The organism is Streptomyces sp. NPDC038707, from assembly GCF_040636485.1.
Taxonomy (GTDB): domain Bacteria; phylum Actinomycetota; class Actinomycetes; order Streptomycetales; family Streptomycetaceae; genus Streptomyces.
The window spans coordinates 139,967-164,044 of the sequence record NZ_JBEZUP010000005.1 but is presented as its reverse complement, the minus strand read 5'-3'; the positions used below and the strand labels follow the sequence as shown (position 1 = coordinate 164,044).

At 73.6% G+C, this 24,078-nt stretch carries 21 protein-coding genes; 12 read left to right on the top strand and 9 right to left on the bottom strand.

Annotated elements, in window-relative coordinates; genetic code table 11:
* Positions 1-62 precede the first annotated feature (62 nt).
* The 4 genes from AB0E62_RS09540 to AB0E62_RS09525 all read left to right on the top strand — a co-directional run bounded on the left by AB0E62_RS09540 (position 63) and on the right by AB0E62_RS09525 (position 3,626).
* Positions 63-1,196 (top strand): ABC transporter ATP-binding protein, encoded by a 1,134-nt coding sequence (locus AB0E62_RS09540; RefSeq protein ID WP_362190415.1) that lies wholly within the window; start codon positions 63-65, stop codon positions 1,194-1,196.
* Entirely contained in the window at positions 1,193-1,846 is a 654-nt protein-coding gene (locus AB0E62_RS09535) for an ABC transporter permease subunit (RefSeq protein WP_362190413.1), read from the top strand. Before AB0E62_RS09540 ends, AB0E62_RS09535 begins: the two co-directional genes overlap by 4 nt.
* On the top strand, positions 1,843-2,517 hold the full coding sequence (locus AB0E62_RS09530) for an ABC transporter permease (protein ID WP_362190411.1): 675 nt from the start codon (positions 1,843-1,845) through the stop codon (positions 2,515-2,517). Before AB0E62_RS09535 ends, AB0E62_RS09530 begins: the two co-directional genes overlap by 4 nt.
* Positions 2,518-2,672: 155 nt before the next feature.
* On the top strand, positions 2,673-3,626 hold the full coding sequence (locus tag AB0E62_RS09525; RefSeq protein ID WP_362190409.1) for an ABC transporter substrate-binding protein: 954 nt from the start codon (positions 2,673-2,675) through the stop codon (positions 3,624-3,626).
* Positions 3,627-3,708: 82 nt separating this feature from the next.
* On the opposite strand, the gene AB0E62_RS09520 is transcribed toward AB0E62_RS09525, so the two are convergent.
* The 4 genes from AB0E62_RS09520 to AB0E62_RS09505 all read right to left on the bottom strand — a co-directional run bounded on the left by AB0E62_RS09520 (position 3,709) and on the right by AB0E62_RS09505 (position 6,662).
* Complete coding sequence (locus tag AB0E62_RS09520) at positions 3,709-4,164, bottom strand: TerB family tellurite resistance protein (RefSeq protein WP_362190407.1); 456 nt, start codon at positions 4,162-4,164, stop codon at positions 3,709-3,711.
* Positions 4,165-4,315: 151 nt separating this feature from the next.
* Positions 4,316-5,326 carry a sporulation protein gene (locus AB0E62_RS09515; RefSeq protein WP_362190405.1) on the bottom strand — a complete coding sequence of 337 codons (1,011 nt, stop codon included), beginning with the start codon at positions 5,324-5,326 and terminating at the stop codon, positions 4,316-4,318.
* A gap of 194 nt (positions 5,327-5,520) precedes the next feature.
* On the bottom strand, positions 5,521-5,967 hold the full coding sequence (locus AB0E62_RS09510; protein ID WP_362190764.1) for a DUF6114 domain-containing protein: 447 nt from the start codon (positions 5,965-5,967) through the stop codon (positions 5,521-5,523).
* On the bottom strand, positions 5,958-6,662 hold the full coding sequence (locus AB0E62_RS09505; protein WP_362190403.1) for a DUF6230 family protein: 705 nt from the start codon (positions 6,660-6,662) through the stop codon (positions 5,958-5,960). Before AB0E62_RS09505 ends, AB0E62_RS09510 begins: the two co-directional genes overlap by 10 nt.
* Before the next feature lie 617 nt (positions 6,663-7,279).
* Here AB0E62_RS09505 and AB0E62_RS09500 point away from each other — a divergent pair.
* Positions 7,280-7,930, top strand: coding sequence for a Tat pathway signal sequence domain protein (locus tag AB0E62_RS09500; RefSeq protein WP_362190401.1), 651 nt, complete (start codon positions 7,280-7,282; stop codon positions 7,928-7,930).
* 566 nt (positions 7,931-8,496) lie between these two features.
* Entirely contained in the window at positions 8,497-9,144 is a 648-nt protein-coding gene (locus tag AB0E62_RS09495) for a ScbR family autoregulator-binding transcription factor (protein WP_362190399.1), read from the top strand.
* 158 nt (positions 9,145-9,302) lie between these two features.
* Here the strand turns inward: AB0E62_RS09495 and AB0E62_RS09490 are convergent, their stop codons facing one another.
* The gene (locus AB0E62_RS09490; RefSeq protein WP_362190762.1) at positions 9,303-10,568 is read right to left on the bottom strand and encodes a cytochrome P450; all 1,266 of its coding nucleotides are present in this window, start codon (positions 10,566-10,568) and stop codon (positions 9,303-9,305) included.
* Between the two features lie 29 nt (positions 10,569-10,597).
* Positions 10,598-11,407 (bottom strand): alpha/beta hydrolase, encoded by an 810-nt coding sequence (locus AB0E62_RS09485; RefSeq protein ID WP_362190397.1) that lies wholly within the window; start codon positions 11,405-11,407, stop codon positions 10,598-10,600.
* A gap of 152 nt (positions 11,408-11,559) precedes the next feature.
* Here AB0E62_RS09485 and cyc2 point away from each other — a divergent pair, with 152 nt between their 5' ends.
* From cyc2 to AB0E62_RS09465, 4 genes are all read left to right on the top strand, one after another.
* Positions 11,560-13,722, top strand: a complete 2,163-nt coding sequence (cyc2, locus tag AB0E62_RS09480) for a germacradienol/geosmin synthase Cyc2 (protein WP_362190395.1) — start codon at positions 11,560-11,562, stop codon at positions 13,720-13,722.
* Positions 13,723-13,831: 109 nt separating this feature from the next.
* Positions 13,832-14,380 (top strand): PDZ domain-containing protein, encoded by a 549-nt coding sequence (locus AB0E62_RS09475; RefSeq protein ID WP_362190393.1) that lies wholly within the window; start codon positions 13,832-13,834, stop codon positions 14,378-14,380.
* 213 nt (positions 14,381-14,593) lie between these two features.
* Positions 14,594-15,721 carry an aminopeptidase P family protein gene (locus AB0E62_RS09470; RefSeq protein ID WP_362190391.1) on the top strand — a complete coding sequence of 376 codons (1,128 nt, stop codon included), beginning with the start codon at positions 14,594-14,596 and terminating at the stop codon, positions 15,719-15,721.
* A 54-nt stretch (positions 15,722-15,775) separates the two neighbouring features.
* Positions 15,776-16,711 (top strand): aminoglycoside phosphotransferase family protein, encoded by a 936-nt coding sequence (locus AB0E62_RS09465; protein WP_362190389.1) that lies wholly within the window; start codon positions 15,776-15,778, stop codon positions 16,709-16,711.
* 176 nt (positions 16,712-16,887) lie between these two features.
* On the opposite strand, the gene treZ is transcribed toward AB0E62_RS09465, so the two are convergent.
* Entirely contained in the window at positions 16,888-18,633 is a 1,746-nt protein-coding gene (gene treZ, locus AB0E62_RS09460) for a malto-oligosyltrehalose trehalohydrolase (protein ID WP_362190387.1), read from the bottom strand.
* A 177-nt stretch (positions 18,634-18,810) separates the two neighbouring features.
* Here treZ and AB0E62_RS09455 point away from each other — a divergent pair, with 177 nt between their 5' ends.
* Together AB0E62_RS09455 and AB0E62_RS09450 are read left to right on the top strand one after the other, a co-directional pair.
* Positions 18,811-19,362 carry a DUF1707 and FHA domain-containing protein gene (locus AB0E62_RS09455; RefSeq protein WP_362190385.1) on the top strand — a complete coding sequence of 184 codons (552 nt, stop codon included), beginning with the start codon at positions 18,811-18,813 and terminating at the stop codon, positions 19,360-19,362.
* Between the two features lie 103 nt (positions 19,363-19,465).
* The gene (locus AB0E62_RS09450; protein WP_362190383.1) at positions 19,466-19,879 is read left to right on the top strand and encodes an SSI family serine proteinase inhibitor; all 414 of its coding nucleotides are present in this window, start codon (positions 19,466-19,468) and stop codon (positions 19,877-19,879) included.
* A 49-nt stretch (positions 19,880-19,928) separates the two neighbouring features.
* On the opposite strand, the gene AB0E62_RS09445 is transcribed toward AB0E62_RS09450, so the two are convergent.
* Positions 19,929-21,179, bottom strand: coding sequence for a M14 family zinc carboxypeptidase (locus AB0E62_RS09445; protein WP_362190381.1), 1,251 nt, complete (start codon positions 21,177-21,179; stop codon positions 19,929-19,931).
* A gap of 242 nt (positions 21,180-21,421) precedes the next feature.
* A complete protein-coding gene (gene treY / locus AB0E62_RS09440; protein ID WP_362190379.1) occupies positions 21,422-23,788 on the bottom strand; it encodes a malto-oligosyltrehalose synthase in 2,367 nt (788 codons plus the stop codon).
* Positions 23,789-24,078 lie beyond the last annotated feature (290 nt).

Sequence of the window (24,078 nt, the reverse complement as noted above, 5' to 3'; positions counted from 1 at the left end):
CGCGCGGTCTAGACTCTCCCCGCATCAGCCCAGAGCGGTCGGACCGAAGGGTACGCGGCGTTTTGATACGGATAGATGCAGTCACCAAGCGGTACCCGGACGGCACGGTCGCGGTCGACCGGCTGTCGCTGGAGATACCGGATCGCGCGATCACCGTCCTCGTCGGGCCGTCCGGCTGTGGCAAGACGACGACCCTGCGGATGATCAACCGGATGGTGGAGCCGACCGAGGGCAGCATCCTCCTCGACGGCCGGGACATCAGCCGGCAGCCCGTCAACACCCTGCGCCGTTCGATGGGTTACGTCATCCAGAACGCCGGTCTCTTCCCGCACCGCACGATCCTCGACAACATCGCCACCGTACCCCGCCTGCTCGGCCGGAGCAGGCGGCAGGCCCGGGACCGGGCCGCCGAGCTGATGGAACGGGTCGGACTCGACGCGGCACTCGCCCGGCGGTACCCGTACCAGCTCTCCGGCGGTCAGCAGCAACGCGTCGGCGTGGCCCGCGCGCTCGCCGCCGACCCGCCGGTGCTGCTGATGGACGAGCCGTTCTCCGCCGTCGACCCCGTCGTCCGCAAGGGGCTCCAGGACGAACTCCTGCGCATCCAGGACGAACTGGGCAAGACCATCGTCTTCGTCACCCACGACATCGACGAGGCGATCAAGCTCGGCACCCGGGTCGCCGTCCTGCGCACCGGCGGCCGGCTCGCCCAGTACGCCCCGCCCGCCGAACTGCTCAGCGCCCCCGCCGACTCCTTCGTGGAGGACTTCCTCGGCGCCGACCGCGGCATCCGCCGGCTCTCCTTCTTCCCGTCCGCCGGACTGGAGTTGCAGACCGCCCCCCTGGTGCCGGCCGACGCCGACGCCGGCACGCTCGCCGCCCGGGCCGCGGCCGCCCCCTATCTCCTCGTCACCGACGCGGACGGCAGGCCGCTCGGCTGGAGCGAGCCCGGCCGGCTCACCGCCGGCGCCGTCGACCGGGACCGACTCCTCGACCACGGAAGGCCGTTCAGGCCGGGCACCGACTCGCTGCGGGCCGCGCTCGACGGGGCCGTGCTCTCGCCGACCGGCTGGGCGGTCGCGGTGGACGGCGAGGGACGTGCCGTCGGTGTCGTCTCCCAGCAGGTCATCGGCGAGGCGATCCGCGCCGCCCACGGCCGGGCGGCCGAGCGGGCCGAGGGGACGGCCGCACGATGAACGGCTTCTTCGACCTCCCGAGCGACCTCGGGCAGGGCTGGCTCGGACTCGTCGGGCTGCACCTGCGCGAGGCCCTGCTGCCGGTGCTCGCCGGGCTGCTCCTCTCGCTGCCCGTGGCCCAGCTGTGCGTGCGCTTCCGCTGGATCTACCCGCCCGTCCTCGGCATCGCCACGGTGCTCTACGCCATCCCGTCGCTCGCCTTCTTCGTCGTCCTCATCGACTACTTCGGCCAGAGCGAGACCACGGTGATGATCCCGCTCGCGCTCTACAGCCTGGTGGTGCTGGTCCCGGCGATCGTGGACGGCGTCCGCTCGGTGCCGCCGGAGACCCTGGCCGCCGCCCAGGCCATGGGCTTCGGCGCCGTACGCCGGTACTTCAGGATCCAGTTGCCGCTCGCCGTGCCCGCCATCATCGCCGGGCTACGGGTGGCGACCGTGTCCAGCATCTCCCTGGTCAGCGTCGGCATGCTCATCGGCAACCAGGGCGCCCTCGGCAACATGCTCAACGCCGCCCAGACCTACGACCGGCCCGCCCTGGCCGTGAACGCGGTCCTGACCATCGGGGTGCTGGGCATGCTCGCCGACGCCGCGCTCGTCCTCCTCCGCCACCTGCTCACCCCCTGGATGCCGCGGAAGGGGGCCCGCCGGTGAACGTCCTCGACTTCGCGCGCGCCTTCTTCAGCGACAGCGCCCACTGGCACGGCTACGACGGCATCCCCACCCGGTTCGCCGAGCACGTCGGGTACTCCCTCGAAGCCCTGCTGATCGCCGCCGCGATCGGTCTGCCCGTCGGCCTGCTCACCGGCCACACCGGCCGGGGCGGCAACGCCCTGGCGTTCCTCGCCACCGCCGGGCGGGCCCTGCCCAGCTTCGGCCTGCTGGTGCTGATGGTCATCTGGATCGGGATCGGACTGCTGCCGGCGATGATCCCGCTGGTGGTGCTCGCCGTCCCGCCGATCCTGGTCACCACCTACGAGGCGGTCCGCTCCGTCGACCCCTCCCCGGTGGACGCCGCCCGGGGCATGGGGATGCCCGAGGCACGGGTGCTGTTCCAGGTGGAGGTGCCGGTCGCGCTCCCGCTGATCCTCAGCGGACTGCGCACCGCGGCCGTGCAGATCGTCTCCACCGCCACCATCGCCGCCTACATCGGCCTGGGCGGCCTCGGCCGCTACATCGTCGACGGCCTCTACCAGAAGGATTACGAGAAGGTCGTCGGCGGTGCCACCCTGGTCGCCGGGCTCGCCCTCGTGACCCTGGCCGTGTTCTGGGCGGTGTCCCGGTTCACCGTGTCCCCGGGAGTGCGCCAGGGCGGTGGCGGTTGACGGCCGGCGCCGCGGCGACGGTCCCGCGGCGGCGCGCCGGCACCGCGGAACCGGCGCGGGGAGCACACCGGATGCGCACCACCGGACGCGGACCGGTGCCGATCTCCGGTCAATGTCACTTGACTGACCGAGAACCGGCTGGCTTGGATCGACAGGTGACTTCAACGACCCACATCAGCAGGTCCATCCGGGGGAGCAGAGGCGCGGCGGTGGTCGCCCTGGCGGCGACGGCTCTGCTGGCGGGCTGTTCCTCCAGCGACAAGGCCGACAACCCCCTCACCGGCGGCAAGACGGACGGCGACAGCGTCGTCGTCGGTTCCAACAACTTTCCCGAGAGCACCCTGCTCGCCGACCTCTACGGCGAGGCCCTCAAGGCCAAGGGAATCAAGGTCACGTACAAGCCGAACATCGGCACCCGCGAGACCACCTACGGCCTGATCAAGAACGGCTCGCTCACGATGATGCCCGAGTTCAACGGCGCCCTGCTGGCCCATCTCGACAAGAAGGCCACGCCGAAGACCCTCGAGGAGACCGAGGACGCCATCAACGCCAAGCTGGACTCCCGGCTCACCCTGCTCGAACCGGCGCCGGCGCAGTCCAAGGACTCCGTCACGGTCAACGCGGCCACCGCGGAGAAGTACCACCTCACGGACAGGTCCACCATCGCCGACCTGAAGGACGTCGCGGGGGACCTGGTCATCGGCGGCTCGCCCGAGTTCCAGGCCCGGCAGCAGGGGCTGGAGGGCCTGAAGTCCGTCTACGGCCTGGAGTTCAAGTCCTTCAGGGCGCTGGACAGCGGGGGCCCGCTGACCCGGGCGGCGCTGAAGAAGAACGCCGTCCAGGTCGCGGACATCTTCACCACGGACCCGAACATCACCAAGGAGAAGTTCGTCACCCTCCAGGACCCGAAGAACCTCTTCGGCTTCCAGAACGTCCAGCCGCTCGTCCGCAAGGGCGCGCTGTCCCAGAAGGGCGTCGACGCGCTGAACGCGGTCTCCGCCAAGCTCGACACCAAGACCCTGCTGGAACTGGACACCCAGACGCAGGCGGAGAAGAAGGACCCGCTGGACGTCGCCCGGGCCTGGCTGAAGTCCGCCGGGCTCGCCTGACACACCACCGGCCGGCCGGTGCGCGGCCCGCCGTGGGTGTCCCCGGGCCCGGGGACACCCACGGCGGGTTTCCGGCCCCGGCTCAGAGGTCGAACTCGTGCGGCGGCAGGTCCAGCGCGTAGCACGCCTCACGCACCACGGCCTGTTCGGTCTTGTCGAAGTCGCCGTCCGCGCCGCCGATGACGATGCCGATCTGAATGACGGCCCGCGCCTCCGCGGGCTTCTTCTTCGCCTTGGCGATCTCCTGGAGCACGCTCACCTTGCCGAAGGCGAAGTCGGTCGTCAGCTTGTCCAGGTTGTCCTCGAAGCGGCGCCGCAGGTCGTCCGCCGGGAAGTTCTGCAGCACCTCGTTCGTGGCGATGAGCTGGGCCACCCGCTGCCGCTCCGAGGGATCCACCGTCCCGTCGGCGGCGGCCACCAGTGCGCACATCGCCATGCTCGCATCCCGGAACGCGCCGCTCTTCAGGTCGTTCTTCTTCGCCACCAACTGGGTCTGCATCTGCGACGCCGACTCCTTGATGCGGTCCCACAGGGCCATGTCCACTCCTTGTACCGGCCGTCGGATGCCCTCGCGGCACCCCACGTAATTTCTACATCACTGTAGAAACTAGCGGATGGCCAGGTGAGTTCCTGAGATCCGGAGGGACGTGCCCGGCACCGCGCGGGCGCCGGCGCGTCCCTCCGCGACCTCAGGCCTCGTCCCCGTCGTCCTCCTCGTCCCCCTCGAAGAAGTCCCCGATCTCGTCCACGGCCTCCGCCGCCACCATGCCGCCGACCACGCCCACGGCGAGGCCCGCCGCGCCCGCCGCCACGGCCGTGCCCAGGCCCGGTCCGGAGCGGTGGCCGGGCCCCGGCGCGCCGTCGTGGCCGTACGCCGCGTGGCCGCCGTAGACGTCGTGGCCGTACGCCGCGTGGCCGCCGTAGGCGTCGTGGTGCTCGGTCATCCGGCGGATCCAGCCGTCCACCTCGGCCTGCCAGTCCACAGCCCGGGCGTCCTCATGGCGCATTGTGAACCGGGTCAGCGCGTCGTGCCCCGAGGAGAACGGCCCGCCGCGCTTGTCCGCCTCCAGGACGATCTCGACGCCGGCGGGGGAGGCGAGGAAGGTCAGCTCCAGCTCGTTCATCGCGTGCGCGTACTGCGGGGCCGGGGTCAGCTCGATCTCCTGATAGAACGGCAATTGCTGGCCCGTACCCCCGATGCGGCCGTACTCCAGGTCGGCCGAGCGGAAGCCGAAGCCCAGCCCGCCGAAGGCCTCCAGCACCGCCTCCTGCACGGGCAGGGGACGGACGGCCAGCGGGTCCAGGTCGCCCTTGTCCCGGGCGCCGGCCACCGCGACCTCCGTGCGCACGCCCAGCACGATGCCGAGCGCCTGTCCGTGCAGCTCGGTCACCGGGGTCTCCCAGGGCAGCGGCACGCTGAACGGCAGTTCGCGCGCCTCCTCCTCGCCGAGCCGGAAGCCGCCGCCGACGGTGAACCGCTCGAAGACGACCGAGCCCTCGCTCTCGCCCTCCGCGTGCTCCGCCTCCACGCGGGCGAGCAGCTCCAGGCCGATGTGCTCGATGTCCACGGCCGACCCGCCGCCCCGCAGCAGCACCCGGCCCGTCAGGGCACCGCCGGGCAGCGCCGCGCCCCCGTCCAGCACCGTGTCCACGGAGGGGCCGCCGACCCCGATCGCCCCCAGCAGCCTCTTGAACACCATGCCGTAGCTCCCTTGCACATCGCTTCATCCGGACGGGCACTCCTTGTTCCGTCCGACTGCCCGATGAACTCCCGGCGGCTGCAAAGAAGTTCCCAAGTCACCTGTTCGGGGGATCTTCGAGCTGGTGACGTGACGTCCGCGACGACGGGGCGGCCGGCGGTTCGGCGGCGGGCGGTCCGGCCCCCGGGGTGCCGTCAGGCCGCCGTCCCCTCCATCCTTTCCGCCCGTGCCTGCCTGCGGCGCTTGCGACGGCTGACGCGCGGTTCCTGGTCCGGGAGCCAGCCGAAGGCCAGGCAGCTGCCGACGGCGCCGAGGAGCAGGCCGACGAAGAAGCCGCCCAGGTTGGAGGTGAGCCAGGTGCCCAGGGAGAGCAGCATGCCGGTGATGGAGTAGAACAGCCGCTGAGCGGGGTTGAAGAGGATCAGCAGCCCCAGCAGGACCATGAGGACCGGCAGCAGATAGCCCGCCAGCCCCTGCATGCCGATGTGCATGACGACCTTCAGCGACGCCTTCTCGGTGAGCAGGATCTCGCCGCCGCCCAGGGCGAGCAGCAGCCCGCCCCAGAAGGGCCGGCGAGCCCGCCAGTCGCGGAAGGCGCGCCTCGGTCCCCGGCGTGGACGGTCCGCTGCGGTCACGGGCAGTCCTCGCTGCTGAACGACAGTTTGAGCCCGGGCAGCTTGAACACCGCGGCGGTCGTCGCGTAGTTCTCCTGGTGGAGCGCGTCGATGTGCACGCGGTCGGCCTGCTGGCTGAAGACGCCGATCGGGCCCTTCACGCCCGCCTTGGTCAGCGTGCTCGCGTCGTTGCCGATCTCGATGTTCTTGAACTTGGCGTTACCCCTCAGTTCGGTGGAGTCCGTGGTCAGGTCGGTGGCGGTGACCGGATTCTTCGGGTCGCGGCCCGCGGTGATCTTCAGGAAGGTGCCGCCGAGGTCGACGCTCTGGCACAGCTTGGTGAGCTGGGCCTTCTTGATCGCGGAGGTGACGACGAGCACCTGACCGCCGGTGTCCCCGGCGTTCGGGCTGCCCTCCGCCATGTTGTCGAGCGCGCCGAACTGCTCGAAGCCGATGCCGTCCAGGGACTCCGCGCTGACCGTGAACGGCATGCCGGAGATCGCGAACTGCACACCCAGCACGCCCTGTGCGGTGAGCACCGCGAGACCGGCGGCGGCAAGGGTGGCGGGTACCGCCAGCACCGCGGCCCGGCGGGCCCTGACCCGCCCCCTCCTCGTACCGCCGGCGCTGGACCCGGCGGCGTGCTGCGCTTCGGACGGGATGTCGCTCCCCGATCTCTCGGGGGTGTTGCCGGCGGACGGGATGTCCGGGGACGAGGCCATGTCTGCTCCCATGTGCATGAACGAATGCGGATTGGGCTTCAGCGGCACGGTGTCCTGGCGCGGACAGCGAATGCCGCGCACCCCCCTCGCGACTCCCGGCGGGCACGAGGGTTCTCTGGTTACGCGGCAGTAGCCTTCGGGGAAGTTACCGCCGGTTAGTTTGAAGGGTCAAGGGAGATGTGGAAAACCGGTGACGGAACCGCGCGTGCCGTTTCCCCGTGCTACAACTCGCCCTCAACTCCTTGACGTTGACGGTTGATCAGGTCTACAACTTCCCCAGTTTCCACGGATCCGTGGCGCCGGATCCGGCAGGCGCGCCCGTCGCGTCCCGCGGCGCTGCGCCGGCCGCGTTCCCGGCCCTGTCACGGCAACCGTTCCACCTCGCGGCGCGGCTCGGGCACGGATCGCTCCTCTCTCTTCAGGCCGTGCCCGGCCGCCCTTTCGCCCGGCCCGGCCGGAGGCCCCCGAGGTCTCCGGTCGCGCCCGGTGTGCCGCCGTCGCGGGTCCGCAGCGTACGGAGAAGGCGTTACGGCCCCGCGCCGGCGGCATCTCAGGCACCGTCCGCCACCCCCCACCGCACCTCATCTGTCCCCCCACCTCGGAAGAGAGGCACCCGCATGCGTACGCGTTCCCTCCTCGCCCTCGCCGCCACCGCCACCGCGCTCGGCCTCGCGTGGGCCACCCCCGCGTCCGCGGCCGGCACGGTCCTGACCACCGGCAGCACGGGCGGCACCGCGGTCGCCGTCGGCGACACCCTCACCGCGCCGCTGGCCTCCGGCACGCCCGCCACGTTCTACTCCAGCGCGACCGGCACCAGCGGCGTCAAGTGCACCGCGTCCCAGTTCACCGCCAAGGTCACCGGCAACCCGGCCGCGCCCGGCACGGCCACCGAGTCCGTCACCGCGCACACCTTCGACAGCAGCACCTGCACCAGCAACGTCACCGGTGTCCTCGGCGTCAACGGCATCACCATCAACAACCTGCCGTACTCGGCGACGATCACATCGAGCGGCACCCTCACCGTCACGCCCCCGAGCGGCTCGGTCATCCAGGCCACGGTCCAGCTGCGCACCCTGCTGGGCACCGTGACCTGCGTGTACCAGGCGCCCAGCCTGACCGGCAAGGCCGACAACACCGACAGCAGCATCACCTTCACCGGTCAGCAGTTCACCAAGTCCTCCGGGCCGTCGCTGTGCTTCGCCAACGGTTACTTCACGGCCAAGTACGCGCCCGTCACCGACGCGGGCGTCCGGGTCTACGTGAACTGACCGGCGGGGCAGTGCCGTTGGGTGCCGCGCCCCCGTCGTGAGAGCGGCGTCCCGTGGTGAGCAGTGGCACCGCGGGGCGCCGCCCGTCTCCCTGCCCCGGCTCTGCTCCCGCCCTGCCGGCGGGAGTCGGGCTTTCCGCCGGTGAACCCGCCGTCGGTGCGGGCCGCGTACGCGCGGCCCGCACCGACGGCTCTGTCATGTCCGGGAAAGAGCGGGGGCCCGGAACGTCCGGTCCGTCCTCCGGCCGACCGGGCCGGTGAGGTCGGGCAACCGGTGTGCGGAGGGGCGCGTTCGGCTCGCGGGGGCGTGAAAGCACCGACCGGTTCTCCTGTTTTGCGCCTGCTCCGGCGCCGCGTTGAAGACCGGACGGCCGCCTCGTATCGTGACGATCAAGGGTGCGGCGCCCGTGGACCGGGGGCCGCCGAGCGCTGTCCCGCCGCTGACACCTGTCGTATCGCGCGCATGGACCGCTGGACTCCGATTCCCGTGCGGTGAGTTATCGTAGGCGGGGGGTTGAAAACAAACCGCATGTCCTGTTCTGTTGAGGCGCGAGGAGGGGTCCCGGGATGGCGAGGCAGTTACGCGCTGAACAGACCCGCGCAACCATCATCACGGCCGCCGCCGACCTGTTCGACCGGCAAGGCTACGAATCCACCAGTCTGAGCGATATCGTCGCACATGCGAAGGTCACCAAGGGTGCCCTGTACTTCCACTTCGCGGCCAAGGAGGACCTCGCCCAGGCGATACTGGAACTCCAGGCGAAGGCGGCACAGCAACTCGTCGCCGACGTCGAGGGCCGCGGTTGCTCCTCGCTGGAGGCGCTGATGCGCACGACGTTCGGGATCGCCCGGCTCGCCGTGGAGGACCCCGTGCCGCGCGCCGGGCTCCGGCTCGCCACCGCGGACATCGCGGTACGGCCGCCGCTGCGGCATCCGTTCACCGAGTGGCTGGAGTTCTCGACCCGCAAATTCAGCGGGGCCGTCAGGGAAGCCGATCTGCACGGGGATCTCGACGTCGGCGTGGTCGCCCACTCCCTCGTCTGCTTCTTCATCGGCACCCGGGTCGCGGGCCGTTCGCTCGAACCCGTCGGACGGCTGCCGCGCCGGGTCGCCGAGATGTGGCATCTGATGATCCGGGGCCTCGTCCCGGTCCACCGGCGCCCCCGCTACGTCACCCTCGCCACCCAGCTGGAACGGGAGGTTCGCGCCGCCTGACGCCGGCGACACGGTGACGGACATGCCCGGCACCCCCTCGGCACCGTGGCCTCGGCGACAGCACCGGAGCCGGCGCCCGCCCCTGCTCCCGCCACCGCCTCACAGCGGGGCGTGAGCAGGGGCGGCCGGACACGAGGGCCCCGGCGCCCGGTGCGCCGTCAGGTCAGACACAGCGGCAGCGACTTGACGCCGTTGATGAAGTTCGACACCAGCCGCCCGGCCGGTCCGGCGGGGACCGGCGGCCCCGGGAGGGTGCGCAGCATCTCCTCGTGCAGCAGCCGCAGTTGCAGCCGGGCGAAGTGGGCGCCCAGACAGACATGGGGACCGTCCCCGAACGAGACATGCGGGTTCGGGGAGCGCGTCGGGTCGAGCCGGTCCGGGTCGGTGAACACCCGCTCGTCCCGGTTGGCCGAGGCATGGAACACCACGACCTTGTCGCCCGCCCGGATCCGGCTGCCCGTCAGCTCGGTGTCCCGCACGGCCGTCCGGCGGAAGGTCAGCACCGGCGGATGCCAGCGCAGCAACTCCTCCACGGCGCCCGGCACGTCCACCGTGCCGGCGCGCAGTGCCTCGTACACCGCCGGACGCTCCGCCAGCGCCAGCAGCCCGCCCGGGGCCGCCGAGCGCACGGTGTCGTTGCCCGCCACGGTGAGCAGGAAGAAGAACATCTCCAGTTCCGCGCCGGCGAGTCCGGCGTCGTGGGCGAGCGTCGTCATGATGTCGTCGGCGGGGTGCCGTCGCTTGTGGGCGGCGAGCTGTCCGGCGTAGTCGAACATGTCCCGCAGCATCGCCGGCGACCGCGGATCGACCGGCCTGCCCGTCCCGTCCCGCACCGGCGCACCGGCCTCGTCCGGGTCCTGGTAGCCGATGACCCGGCGCGTCCAGTCCAGCAGCAGCCCCCGGTCGCTCCCCGGGACGCCCAGCAGGTCCGCCAGGTTCAGCAGGGCGTACTCGTCGGTGACGGCGGCCACCGCGTCGACCGTGCCGTCCCCCTCCCGCGCCCGCGCGAGGGCGCCCGCGAGCAGCGCCCGCGCCCGCGCACGGGCGGCGGCCGCGAACCGCTCCACGCGCCCCGGTGTGAAGGCGCGGCTCACCAGCCTGCGCAGCCGCCCGTGCGCCGGCGGATCCTGGTTGAGCATCATCCGCCGGATGAACGGCAGATCCGCCGGATCGGGGTCGCGGATCTGGGTCGCGCCCGCGTACGAGGAGTACGTGCCGGCGTCCTTCAGGACGCGCACGACGTCCGCGTGCCGGGTCACCGCCCAGAACCCGGGCCCGGCGGGCCAGCCCAGCACCTCCGGCTCCTCCTGCCAGGCCACCGGATGGTGGTCGCGCAGCACGCGGTAGTCGTCGTAGGGCACGCCTTCCGCGTACCGGCACGGATCGAAGACGTCCGGGACCGGCGCGGCCGCGCGCCCGCTCAGGCCCGGAACCGGCGGGGGCACGCGCCCGCTCACGCCCGCCCGCCCCGGCCGGTGGCGTCCGCCTCGCCGGCCTCGTCCGCCCGCAGGAAGTCCTCGACCGTGCGGATCAGCTCCAGCGGGGTCTCGTCCATGGCGCAGTGGCCGGCGCCGGGCAGCACCGCCAGCCGGGCGCGCGGATACCAGGACAGCCAGGTCTGCCGCATGACCTCCGGGGACAGCGCCGGATCCAGGGCGCCCGCCACCGCCAGCGCGGGCACCTCGGCGCCGGCGACCTCGGCGCTGAAGTCGTCCCCCGCCCAGGAGTCCAGCCAGGCCCGGAACGCCTTGGCGTCGCTGCGCTCCAGCGAGCGGGCGACCATCCGGTCCAGCCAGGCGGCGGGCCGGCGGCCCCCGGTGGTGAAGTCGATGATCGCGCGCCGGTTCTCCGGGCGGTGCGCCGCCTGTACGAACAGTTCCGCCTGCGCTCCGGCCAGGGGCAGGCCCGAGGCGGGCACGGGCGAGACGCCCACGATCCGGCGCAGCCGGTCCGGGGCCGACGCGAGCAGCCGCTGGGCCACCGCGCCGCCCATCGAGTGCCCGAGCACCGAGAACCGCCGCCAGCCGAGCCGGTCCGCCAGCTCCAGCAGGTCGGCGGCGGCCTCGGCGGTGGTGTACGCGCCCGTGGCGTCCCGGGCCCCGCCGTAGCCGCGCAGGTCCACCAGCGCGTACGAGAAGGACGTGCGGTCGAGGTCCGGGAGCACGGGTGCGTACGCGGACCGGTCGGCGAACCAGCCGTGCACGGCGAACACCTTGTGGGCGCCGTCGCCGTGCACCTCATGGGGCAGCACGAAGGAGGTCATGCGCCTACCGTGACCCCCGCGCGCGGGCACGGCAAGGCGGCCAACGCCACGACCGGCCTGGGGAGTTCCCTGTTTCGCGGAGGTTCACGCGATGGTGTGATCATGTGCCTTGGTGCGGATGGGGATCCGGGGGCGCGGGTAGGGCCCCGGCCATGACGCAGCCGTTCGAACTCCCGCACTTCTACATGCCGTACCCCGCGCGGCTCAACCCGCATCTGGACGAGGCCCGCGCCCATTCCACCCGGTGGGCGCGCGAGATGGGCATGCTGGAGGGCTCCGGGATCTGGGACCAGGCCGACCTGGAGGCGCACGACTACGGACTCCTGTGCGCCTACACCCACCCCGACTGCGACGGACCCGCCCTCTCCTTGATCACCGACTGGTACGTGTGGGTGTTCTTCTTCGACGACCACTTCCTCGACATGTTCAAGCGCACCCAGGACCGCGCCGCCGGCAAGGCGCACCTGGACCGCCTGCCGCTGTTCATGCCGCTCGACCCCGGCACGCCCGTGCCCGAGCCGGAGAACCCGGTGGAGGCGGGCCTGAAGGACCTGTGGGCGCGCACGGTGCCGGCGATGTCCGTGGACTGGCGGCGCCGCTTCTCCGTCGCCACCGAACACCTGCTCAACGAGTCGATGTGGGAGCTGTCCAACATCAACGAGGGGCGGATTGCCAACCCCGTCGAGTACATCGAGATGCGCCGCAAGGTGGGCGGTGCCCCCTGGTCGGCCGGGCTCGTGGAGTACGCGACCGCCGAGGTGCCCGCCGCCGTCGCCGGCACCCGGCCGCTGCGCGTCCTCATGGAGACGTTCTCCGACGCCGTCCACCTGCGCAACGACCTGTTCTCCTACCAGCGCGAGGTCGAGGAGGAGGGCGAGAACAGCAACGGCGTGCTGGTCCTGGAGACGTTCTTCAAGTGCACCACCCAGGAGGCCGCCGACACCGTCAACGACGTCCTCACCTCACGGCTGTACCAGTTCGAGCACACCGCGCTCACCGAAGTGCCCGCCGTCGCCCTGGAGAAGGGCCTCACCCCCGCCGAGGTCGCCGCCGTCGCCGCCTACACCAAGGGGCTCCAGGACTGGCAGTCCGGCGGCCACGAATGGCACCTGCGCTCCAGCCGCTACATGAACAAGGGCGCGCGCACCGGCTCCCCCTGGCAGGCGCCGAGCGGCCCCGGCACCTCGGCCGCCGGCGTCGGCGCACTCCTCGCCGCCGCCGCGCACGACCGTCTGCGCGCCTACTCCCACGTGCCCTACCGGAAGGTCGGCCCGTCCCGCATCCCCGACCTGTACATGCCCTTCGAACTCCAGCTCAGCCCCCACCTGGACCAGGCCCGCGGCCACCTCGTCGACTGGTGCCATGGCATGGGCATCCTCCAGGAAGGCGTCTGGGACGAGGACAAGCTGGCCGCCTACGACCTCGCGCTGTGCTCCGCCGGCCTCGACCCCGACGCCACCCCGGAGGCCCTGGACCTCAGCGCGCACTGGCTCGCCTGGGGGACGTACGGCGACGACTACTACCCCCTTGTGTACGGCCACCGCAGGGACCTGGCCGCCGCCCGCCTGACCACGGCCCGGCTCTCCCAGTGCATGCCGGTCGAGGGCCAAGCGGCCGTCGTCCCCGCCAACGCCATGGAGCGCGCCCTGATCGACCTGTGGACGCGCACCACGGCCACCATGACCACCGACCAGCGGCGCACCCTGAAGACGGCCGTGGACGCGATGACCGAGAGCTGGGTCTGGGAACTGTCCAACCAGCTCCAGAACCGCATCCCGGACCCGGTCGACTACCTGGAGATGCGGCGCGCCACCTTCGGCTCGGACCTCACCCTGAGCCTGTGCCGGATGGGCCAGGGCCCCGCCGTCCCGGCCGAGGTGTACGCCAGCGGCCCGGTGCGCTCCCTGGAGAACGCCGCCATCGACTACGCCTGCCTGCTCAACGACATCTTCTCCTACCAGAAGGAGATCGAGTACGAGGGCGAGATCCACAACGCCGTCCTGGTGGTGCAGAACTTCTTCGGCGTGGACTACCCGGCCGCCCTGACCGTCGTGCACGACCTGATCACCCAGCGCATGCGGCAGTTCGAGCACGTCGTCGCCCACGAGCTGCCCGTCCTGTACGACGACTTCGGGCTGTCCGAGGAGGCCAGGGCCGCCATGGGCGCCTATGTGCTGGACCTGCAGAACTGGCTGGCGGGCATCCTGAACTGGCACCGCTCCGTCGACCGGTACAAGGCCGAGTGGCTGGGCCGCCGCGCCCACGGCTTCCTGCCCGGCCGGCCGCCCGCCGTACCCGCCCTGTCGTTCGGCTGACCGTCGCCGCGTCTCCTCGCCCTCCGCCACCCTCCGGCCAGTCTCACCCTTTCGTGTCTCGTCAGGGCCCGCCGTCCCGGGTAGAGCACCAGCCGGAGGCGAGCGAACCATGGAACAGACTGTGTTGCGTCCCAAGCCGATGCCCGGACAGAACCGGCAGGAGGAGGGCGGCCACGGCCCCGCCCGCCGCCCGCATGCCGCGTCCCGGCGCGGACGGCGGTGGCGGACCCTGCTGCTCGGCCTGGGCGCCGGCACGCTCCTGCTGCTCTGCGGCATCGCCATCGGCCTGGTCGCCGCCACGGCGACCGGCCTCGGCGCTCTCGCCGGGCCGCCCCGCCAGGCCCCGCCGCCCGTCCCGGCGGCGCACGCCGCCGCCCGGGAACCCGCCCCGCCCGGCGCCACCCTCGGCGTGGAGGTGGCCGACGGCGAGAAGGCGGGCGCCCTGGTGGTGGCCGTCCACGTGCCCGGCCCCGGCTACACGGCCGGCCTGGTCCGCGGCGACCTCGTGCTCCAGCTCGGCGCGGCCCGCGTGGACACCGCCGCCGACCTCGCCCGTGCCGTCACCCGGTCCCGCCCCGGGAAGGCGGTGCTCCTCACCGTGCGCCACCACAGCGGGGCCTACCAGCAGTTGACGGTGACCCCCGGGCTGGTCACCTGACCTCTCCGCACCCGGCCCGGCGGCCCGCCACACCCCCGCGAAACCCCTGGTCACCATCCGTCCCACGCGTCATCATGGGCCCATGCCGAGCCGTTTCGCCGCGCACCGGGGGACGCCCGTCCCGAAGGTCCGGTCGCGTGGGCCCGGCCGGGCGGGCAGGATGCTGCCCGAGACGTCAGCGCCCCCCGACCCCAGCAGCGCCCGGAGGCCCGGATGACCGGTACCACGCCCGCGCCCTTCACCGCCGCCGACTACCGGGCCCGCATGGAACGCGCCGTGCGGTCCGCGGCCGGCGCCGGCCTCGCCGGACTGCTCGTGGCCCCCGGCCCGGACCTGGTGTGGCTCACCGGCTACACGCCCACCGCGATCACCGAACGGCTGACCGTCCTCGTCCTCGCCCCCGGCCGCGACCCCGTCCTCGTCGTGCCCACCCTGGAGGCCCCGGACGCCGAGCAGGCGCCCGGCGCCCCCGCGCTGACCCTGCGCGACTGGACCGACGGCACGGACCCGTACGCCGTCACCGCCGGCCTCCTCGACGACCGCGGCCGGTTCGGCATCAGCGACAACACCTGGGCGATGCATCTGCTGGGCCTCCAGCGGACCCTGCCCGGCACCTCGTACGCCGCCCTCACCCACGCCCTGCCCATGCTGCGCGCGGTGAAGGACGAGGCCGAACTGGACCTCCTGGCGGCCGCCGGAGCCGCCGCCGACCAGGCGTTCGAGGAGATCCGCAAGCTTCCCTTCGCCGGCCGCCGCGAGTCCGACGTCGGCGCGGACCTCGCCGCCCTGCTGCACCGCTTCGGCCACGAACAGGTCGACTTCACCATCGTCGGCTCCGGCCCCAACGGCGCCAACCCGCACCACGAGGTCGGCGACCGGGTCATCCGCCCCGGCGACATGGTCGTCCTCGACTTCGGCGGCCTGAAGGACGGCTACGGCTCCGACACCACCCGCACGGTCCACGTCGGCGGACCCACCGAGGAGGAGCGCCGGGTGCACGACGTCGTACGCGCCGCCCAGGAGGCCGGCTACCAGGCCGTACGGCCCGGCGCGGCCTGCCAGGACGTCGACCGGGCCGCCCGCGCGGTGATCGCCGACGCCGGGTACGGCGCGTACTTCATCCACCGCACCGGGCACGGCATCGGCGTCACCACGCACGAGCCGCCGTACATGATCGAGGGCGAGGAGCAGCCGCTCGTGCCCGGCATGTGCTTCTCCGTGGAGCCCGGCATCTACCTGCCCGGCCGCTTCGGGGTGCGCATCGAGGACATCGTCACGGTCACCGAGGACGGCGGCCGGCGACTGAACAACACCACCCGCGAGCTGGTCACAGTGGACTGAGACACCCCCGCGAGACCCCACCCCGACGACACCGGAACGGCGACGCGCGCACCCATGACCCAGGCACCGACACCCACCGCGGACACCGTCCGCCGACTGGTCCGCTCGTTGCTCAAGGACGGCGGCGACGGCACCGGGGGACCCGAGGTACGGCCCGTGCCGGAGGAGGGCGCGCACACCTGGTGGATCGGCACCCGCCATGTGCTGCGCCTCGCGCCCGACCGGGAGGCGTCCACGCGCCGCCGCCGGGAACTGCGGCTGCGCGACCTGGTCCGCCCGCACGTGCCGGTCGCCGTCCCGGTCAGCGTCGCGCACGGCGACTGGGCGCCCGGTCTCGCCTACAGCCTGGACACCCGGGTGCCCGGCGGCACGGCCGACGAGTACGACGTCTCCGCCCTCGGCGAGGCCGACCTGGCCGGGCTGCTCGGCGGGCTGCGCGCGGTGCCCGTACGCCAGGCCGAGGCGCTCGGCGTGCCCCGCGCCGCACCGCGCTCGCTGGAGGCGCTGCGCCGGATGGCCGTGCACGCGGCGGAACGGCTCGCCGCCGCCGACGAGTTCGACGCCGCCCGGCTGCACCAGCTCTCGCCGGCGAACGCGGCCCGGCTCAGCACGCAGCCCGGCAGCACCGTCCTCATCCACCACGGGCTGACCGGTGAGCACGTGGTGGTCAGCGCCGACGGCCGGGTGCGGGGCGTCCTGGACTGGACGCGGGCGGCCCTCGGCGATCCCGCCGAGGACATCGCCGGTCTCGCCGTCGCCGTCGGCTCCCCGGCGGCCGTCCGCGCCGCCACCCTCGCCGGCTACGGCGCCCGCCCCTGTCTGCGCGGACTGTGGCTGGCCCGCTGCGACACCGTCATCCGGTTCGCCGACCGTCTCGAGGGCCGCGCGGCCGGCTCCCCGCCCCTGCTGCGGAGCCGGCTGCGGCGCGCCTGGGAGCCGATCCTGCTGGAACGGGTCACCGACTTCCCGGAGAACGAACCGGAACCCTGACCGTACGCCGTGCCGCACGCCCGGGGCCCTGACCGTACGCGGGCGCGCCGGAACCCCCCCCGGAACCCCGAGGCGGGCCGGAACCCCGAGGTGAGCCGGGGACGCGAGGGCCGGGCTCTCGGGGAGACCCCCGGCCCCGCGAGCCGCGACCCCGGCCCCGGGAGACCACCGGACGCTCAGGGCTGGGTGAGGACCACGCAGGACTCGCCGGGGACGTGGAGCAGGCCGTCCGGGTCCGGCTCAGGCACCGGCTCCCAGGCCGCGAGGACCTCCACCCGGCCGGTGCCCAGCGGGATCGCCGCGGTCCGCTTGCCGAGGTTCACCGCCACCCGCACGTCCCCGCGCCGGAAGGCCAGCCAGCGGGCCTCCTCGTCGTAGGCCACCCGCGTGGCGGCGAGGTCGGGGCCGGTGAGGTCGGGCTGGGCGTGGCGCAGCGCGATCAGCCGCCGGTACCAGGCCAGCACGCGCGCGTGCGGCTCGCGTTCCGGCTCCGACCAGTCCAGGCAGGACCGCTCCCGGGTCGCCGGGTCCTGCGGGTCGGGTACGTCCTCCTCGGCCCAGCCGTGCGCGGCGAACTCCCGCCGCCTGCCCCGCCGTACCGCCTCGGCCAGCTCCGGGTCGGTGTGGTCGGTGAAGAACTGCCAGGGCGTGCCCGCCGCCCACTCCTCGCCCATGAACAGCATCGGGGTGAACGGAGCGGTCAGGGTCAGCGTGGCCGCGCAGGCCAGCAGGCCGGGGGAGAGCAGCGCGGCGAGCCGGTCACCCTGGGCGCGGTTGCCGATCTGGTCGTGGGTCTGGCTGTAGCCGACCAGCCGGTGCCCGGCCACCCGCGCCCGGTCCAGCGGACGGCCGTGGTGCCGGCCCCGGAACGACGAGTACGTGCCGTCGTGGAAGTAACCGCCGGTGAGCGTCTTGGCGAGCGCGGCGAACGGCGCGCGCGCGAAGTCGGCGTAGTAGCCCTGGGCCTCGCCGGTCAGCGCGGTGTGCAGGGCGTGGTGGAAGTCGTCGTTCCACTGGGCGTGCAGCCCGAGCCCGTTCTCCGCGCGCCGGGTGATGAACCGCGGGTTGTTCATGTCCGACTCGGCGATCAGGAACAGCGGCCTGCCCACCTCCTCGGCCAGGGCGTCCACGGCCGCCGACAGCTCCTCCAGGAAGTGGCACGCGCGCGTGTCGTACAGCGCGTGCACCGCGTCCAGCCGGAGCCCGTCGATCCGGTAGTCCCGCAGCCACGCCAGCGCGCTGCCGAGGAGGAACGCCCGCACCTCGTCCGAGCCGGGCGCGTCCAGGTTCACCGCCGTGCCCCACGGCGTGGTGTGCGTGTCCGTGAAGTACGGCCCGAACCGGGGAAGGTAATTGCCGGACGGGCCCAGGTGGTTGTGGACGACGTCCAGGACGACGCCCAGCCCGAGTCCGTGCGCCCGGTCCACGAACCGCTTCAGCGCCGCGGGCCCGCCGTACGGCTCGTGCACCGCCCACAGCGACACACCCTCGTAACCCCAGCCGTGCCGCCCGGGGAAGGGGCAGAGCGGCATCAACTCCACGTGCGTGACGCCCAGTTCCACCAGATGGTCCAGCCGGGCCGCGGCGGCGTCCAGGGTGCCCTCGCGGGTGTACGTGCCCACGTGCAGCTCGTACAGCACCGCGCCCGGCAGCCCGCGCCCCGCCCACCGCGCGCGCCACGCGTGCAGGCCGTGGTCCACGACCGCGCTCAGCCCGTCCGGGCCGTCCGGCTGGCGGCGCGAACGCGGATCGGGCAGTACCGGGCCGTCGTCCAGCGCGAAGCCGTACCGCGCGCCGTCCGCCGCCTCCGCCTCACCCGTCCACCACCCCTCGCGCGCGGGGTCGCGCGCCAACGGGCGCGTGGCGCCCTCACAATGGAGCGTCACTCGGTCTGCCTGCGGTGCCCACACCTCGAACTGCACGGACGGTTCCCCTTCGTCTGCTCACCGTGATGTCCCGCGTCCCCATCGTGCCGTCCCGGACGATCATTCCGCGCGTCAATTCGCCCCCGGCGCACTGGTGTCGCGGAAGTACCGCCCCGGTGGCACCGATTCCGCGTTTTCTGGACACCCGGGGTTCACTGTCCGACAATCACCAGCGTGACGTCGTCCTTCGAGTTCTCCACCTGTCCCGCGCGGCTGTCCGACGCGGAGCGGGACAAGGCGCTGCGGGTGCTGCGCGACGGCGTCGCCCTGGGCCGGCTCTCGCACGACACGTTCGTCCGCCGCATGGAACTGGCGCTCGCCGCGCGCCGCTCCGACGAACTCGCTGTCCTCGTCGCCGACCTGCCCCAGGAGAACCGCTTCTCCCGCGCGGTCCTCGGCACCGTGGAGGCCGTGTCCGGGTTCACCGTGCGGCTGCGCCGCGCCTGGCAGGCCGAGCGGCTGCCCAAGCTGCTGCTGCCGCACCCCGGCCACACCCATCCGCTGCGCATCGGCCGCGACCCGGCCAACGGGCTGCGCCTGAATCACGAGTCGGTCTCCCGCGTGCACGCCGAACTGCGCCGCCAGGACGGCCTGTGGGTGCTCAGGGACCTCGGCTCCACCAACGGCACCACCGTCAACGGCCGCCGGGTGACCGGCGCGGTCGTGGTCCGCGAGGGCGACCAGGTGGCCTTCGGCAGCACGGCGTTCCGGCTCGCGGTGAGCTAGGCCGGCCGGTTCTGTTCGAACGGGCGGCCAGGTACGCGCTCGTGCCGTCACGATCGGGTGAGCGGCCCTCGGGAAGACGGTCCGCCGTGCCGATGCAACCGGTATGACTCACCTCACCAGAGCGGCAGCGGCCGTCAGTGCCCTGCTGGCCGTCGCGGCCCTCCTCACCGCGGGTCCGGCCCGGGCGGCCACCCGGGAAGCCCGCGCGGACACCTGGCTCTATCTGACGGTCACCCAGGGCACCACCCGGGCCGGTGTACCGCGCGGCACGCTGCTGCGCTGTGACCCGCCCCGCCGGCATCCGCGCGCGGCCGAGGCGTGCGCCGAACTCGCCGCCGCCGGCGGTGACATCGGGCACATCCCGGCCGAGGACGTCTTCTGCCCGATGATCTACGCCCCGGTGACCACCCGGGCGCTCGGGCGGTGGAACGGCCGGACCGTCGGATTCCGGGAGACGTACAGCAGCGCGTGCGTCATGAGGGCGCGCACCCGGCACGTCTTCGCCCTCGACGGCTGACGCCGGATCCCGACCGGGCGGCGCGCCCCGGCGCGCGGGCCGCACCGGCTCAGGCCACCCCCTCCCGGGCCTGCTGCGCCGCCACCAGTACCGTCCGGGACTGGTGTTCCACCTGGTGCTCCAGCGGCACCCAACGGGCCCGGAACCGCTGCGCGAAGGCGTCGCACCAGGCGGCCACGAGCCGCTCCAGACGCGGTGCCGCCCGGTCGTCCGCCTCCCGCAGCACCCGCAGCAGCATCGCCGCGGCCCGCAGCGGCAGCCGCCGCCCGAACGCGTCCACACTCCCGACGTAGGCCATCGTGGTGCCCGCCGGCGAGGTGTGCGCCCAGTCCTCGGCCAGGCCCGGGATCAGCTCCAGCGCCCACCGCGCGGCCCGCAGCAGCGGCCCGTCCATCCCCTCCAGCCGGGGCAGCGCCTCGCCGAGGACCCGCTCCACCTGCCGCGCGTCCCGCAGCAGCCGGGCGGCCAGGTGGCGCAGGGCCGCCGCGGGTTCCGGGTGCGGCGCCGGGTCGTCCACCAGGTCGCTGGCCCACATCGGCACCTCCACCACGGCGGTCAGACCGCCGTACCGGTGGGCGTGGTACCAGGTGCTGTGCCGGGCGTCGTCCGGCATGCTCGGATAGGGCACGCCCGTCTCCGGGCCGGGCATCACATGCACCCCGGGGCCGGAGGCCGGCCAGCCCGCCGCGTCCGAGGCCCCCGTCTCCACCGGTATGTGCAGCGCCGCCGCGGACTTGGCGAACGGCTCGGCGAGACCCGGCACCTCCTTGGTCAGCTGCACCCAGCTGCCGCCCAGGTCGGTGCCGTGCAACGTCACCTGGAGGTACGGCCGCACCTCGTCGATCACCCCGGTCAGCGTCCTGGTCTCGGGCGGCAGCCGGTCCGGCGGCAGAACCGACGGGGACCACTCCGGCTGCTCCGCGCCCGTCGGCCGGTAGAAGCCGAGGTGGTAGTCGAGCAGGCTGCGCGGCGCCGGGGTCACGTGCAGACTCGCGCCGTCCGGATCCGCGCACAGCAGGAAGTGCCAGGAGGTGTCAGCGCGCAACTCCCGTTCGTCCAACACCCGTTCGGCGAGCACCAGCAGGGTGGAACCACCCGTCGGCTCGTTGGCGTGGGCGCCGGCGACGACCAGCACCGCACGGCGGGCGTGCCCCACCGACAGCAGGTGCAGGGGTCTTCCCGCGCGGGAGACACCCACCTGGCGCAGCGCGCACAGCCCGGGTTCCCGGGCCGCCAACGCCTCGGCGCGGGCGACCAGTTCGGGAACGCTGGGATAGCGCAGCTCCGGCAGAGGACTCACCCCCGACTTCGTCCGCCCGGCTTCGCCCTCCCAGTCCCGCACGCGGCGGGGGAACTGTCAAGCAGTCGGCGGGGGAGGCGCTCGGGGGCGCGCGGGGGCGCGGAGACGGCGGGGCCCGGACCTCTGCGTGCCACGAGCGCACTACCGGTACGACAGATGCCCCGGGAGCCCCCTGCGGGCCCTCGCAGGGGCCCGTACCCCGGCCGGGCCGGGGCGCGGCCCGCCGGACCCCGTGCCGCTCCTCAGTCCCCCGCGACGCGTTCCAGCAGGGCCACCGGGAGCCGGTCCAGCAGGTCGGCCACGCGCACGCGGCCGGTGAACTCGCGACCCGGGACGAGGACGTCGGCCCAGCGGCCGGGCGGCAGCGGCAGCAGCGTGTCCTGCCAGCCGCCCGCCTCCGCGAGCCGCAGCGACAGCCGGGTCACCGCCGTGACCACCTCGCCGGAGCGCGCGAACGCCAGACAGTGGCCGGCCGCCGGACCCTCGGCGTCCAGCGGGTCGTACGACGCGTCCGCGCCGAACGCGGCCGGGCGCCGGGCGCGCAGCCGCAGCGCCGCCGCCGTCAGCGCGTCCTTCTCGCCGGGCACCTCGGGCGGGAACGCCACCGGCCGCCGGTTGTCCGGGTCCACCAGCGCCCGGTACTCGCCCTCCGTGCCCTGGTACACGTCCGGCACCCCCGGCATCGTCAGGTGCACCAGCGCGGTGCCCAGGACATTGGCCCGTACATGCGGTTCCAGCGCCTTGCGGAACGCGGTCACCCGTTCGCCGGGCGGACCGCACGGTCCGGCGGCCACGAAGGCCGCCACCGCGTCCTCGTACGGCGGCTCCCGTTCCGTCCAGCTGGTGTACATGCCCGCCTCGCGCGCGTGCTTCAGCAGCGCCCGCTGGACGCGGTCCTCCTCCGCCGGGCCCAGCCCGAACACCGTCTGCCAGGCCGCCCAGGCCAGTTGTCCGTCCGGCGCGCCCTCCTCGGCCAGGGTCACCTCGGCGAGCAGCCGCGCCCAGCGGTCCGGGCACTCGGTGAGCACGGCCAGCGCGGCGCGCACGTCCGCGCTGCGCTTGGTGTCGTGCGTGGTGACCACCGACCCGGTGAGCGGCCGGTCGCGCTGCACGCGCGCGCAGTACGCGTGGAAGTCCTCCGGGTACACGCCCGGGCTGCCCGGGTCGCCGCCCACCTCGGTCGCCGACAGCAGCGGCACATAGCGGTAGAAGGCCGTGTCTTCCACCGACTTGGCGCGCAGTGCCGACGCGGTCTGCGCGAACCGGGTACGGAACTCCACCCGGTCGGCGTGGTCCGGCGCCGCCGGGTCGGGCGGCTCGACCAGCAGCCGGCGCACCACGGAGACGGCCTCGGCCTCCTCCGGCACCACGAACGCCAGCCGGGCCTCCTCGGCGGCCTCCTCGGTGATCACGGTGGCGGCGTCGACGGAGGTGTACGGCCGGTAGACCCGCATCCGCACCAGCAGTTCCTCCACGGCCGTGCGCAGCGCCCAGGGGGCGCGGTCGCGCAGCGAGAGGTCGGGCGAGGTGGCGCACAGCCGGGCGGCCACCCGGGTGAGCCGGTCCGCCTCCGTGGCGAGTTCGTGGGTGAGCACCTTGTACGCGGCCCGCCGGACCGTGGCCTCCCAGTTGCCGCCCCGGTCCGTCTGCGGCGCGGCGTACGCCCGGTAGCGGCCCAGCAGCTCGTACGCCCCGGTGCGGTCCGTGAACAGGCCGTCGATGTGCCGCAGGGCGTCGTAACCCGTGGTGCCCGCGACGGGCCAGGCGGCCGGCAGGTGCTCGTCGTCGGCCAGGATCTTCTCCACGACCGTCCAGCGTCCGCCGGTCGCCTCGTGCAGCCGCGCCAGGTAGCCGTCGGGGTCGGCGAGGCCGTCGGGGTGGTCGATCCGCAGCCCGTCGAACACGCCCTCGCCGAGCAGCCGCAGGACGGTGGCGTGGGTGGCGTCGAACACCTCCGGGTCCTCCACCCGCAGCCCGATCAGCTCCGAGATGCTGAAGAACCGCCGGTAGTTCAGCTCGGTGCGGGCCAGCCGCCACCACACGGGCCGGTACCACTGGGCGTCCAGCAGCTCGGGCAGCGGCAGCCGCTCGGTGCCCGGGCGGAGCGGGAAGACGTGGTCGTGGTAGCGCAGCACGTCGCCGTCCGCCCGCAGCCGCTCCAGCTCCGAGCCGACCGGACCGCCGAGCACCGGCAGCAGCACCCGGCCGTCCTGCGCCTCCCAGTCGATGTCGAACCAGCGCGCGTACGGCGATCCGGGGCCGTCGCGGAGCACCTCCCACAGGGCGCGGTTGTACCGGGGCACCATCGCCATGTGGTTCGGCACGATGTCCGCCACCAGGCCGAGCCCGTGCTCCCGAGCGGTGCGGGCCAGCGCGCGCAGGCCCTCCTCACCGCCCAGTTCCCCGCGCACGCGCGTGTGGTCCACCACGTCGTAGCCGTGCACGGAGCCGGGGACGGCCTCCAGGACCGGGGACAGGTGCAGATGCGAGACGCCGAGCGACGCCAGGTACGGTACGGCCGCTTCGGCGGCGGCGAACGGGAACGCGGGCTGGAGCTGCAGCCGGTAGGTGGCCGTGGGCACCGCCGGTCCGGGTCGCGCAGAAGTCATGGAAACCTACGTACCCCGCTCGCCGTCTTTCGTGTCATCGCCCGGTGCCGGATCACGCCCGCGTGTCCGGATCCGGGCGACGGAGGCCGAGAGGGAGCCCGGCCGGGCCCCCGGTGCCGCTCGCCGGCGCGCACCCGCCGCCCGGGCGCCTGCAAGGCGCCGGCCGGCGCCGCGCCCCCTCCGCGGACACCCTCGGCGCACGTGTGCGCGCCCCCGGTCCGGTGCTCGCCGGCCGGGTCGCGGTACTCACCCGTCCGGCCTACGCGGCAGCTGCCGCGCAGGCCCGATGG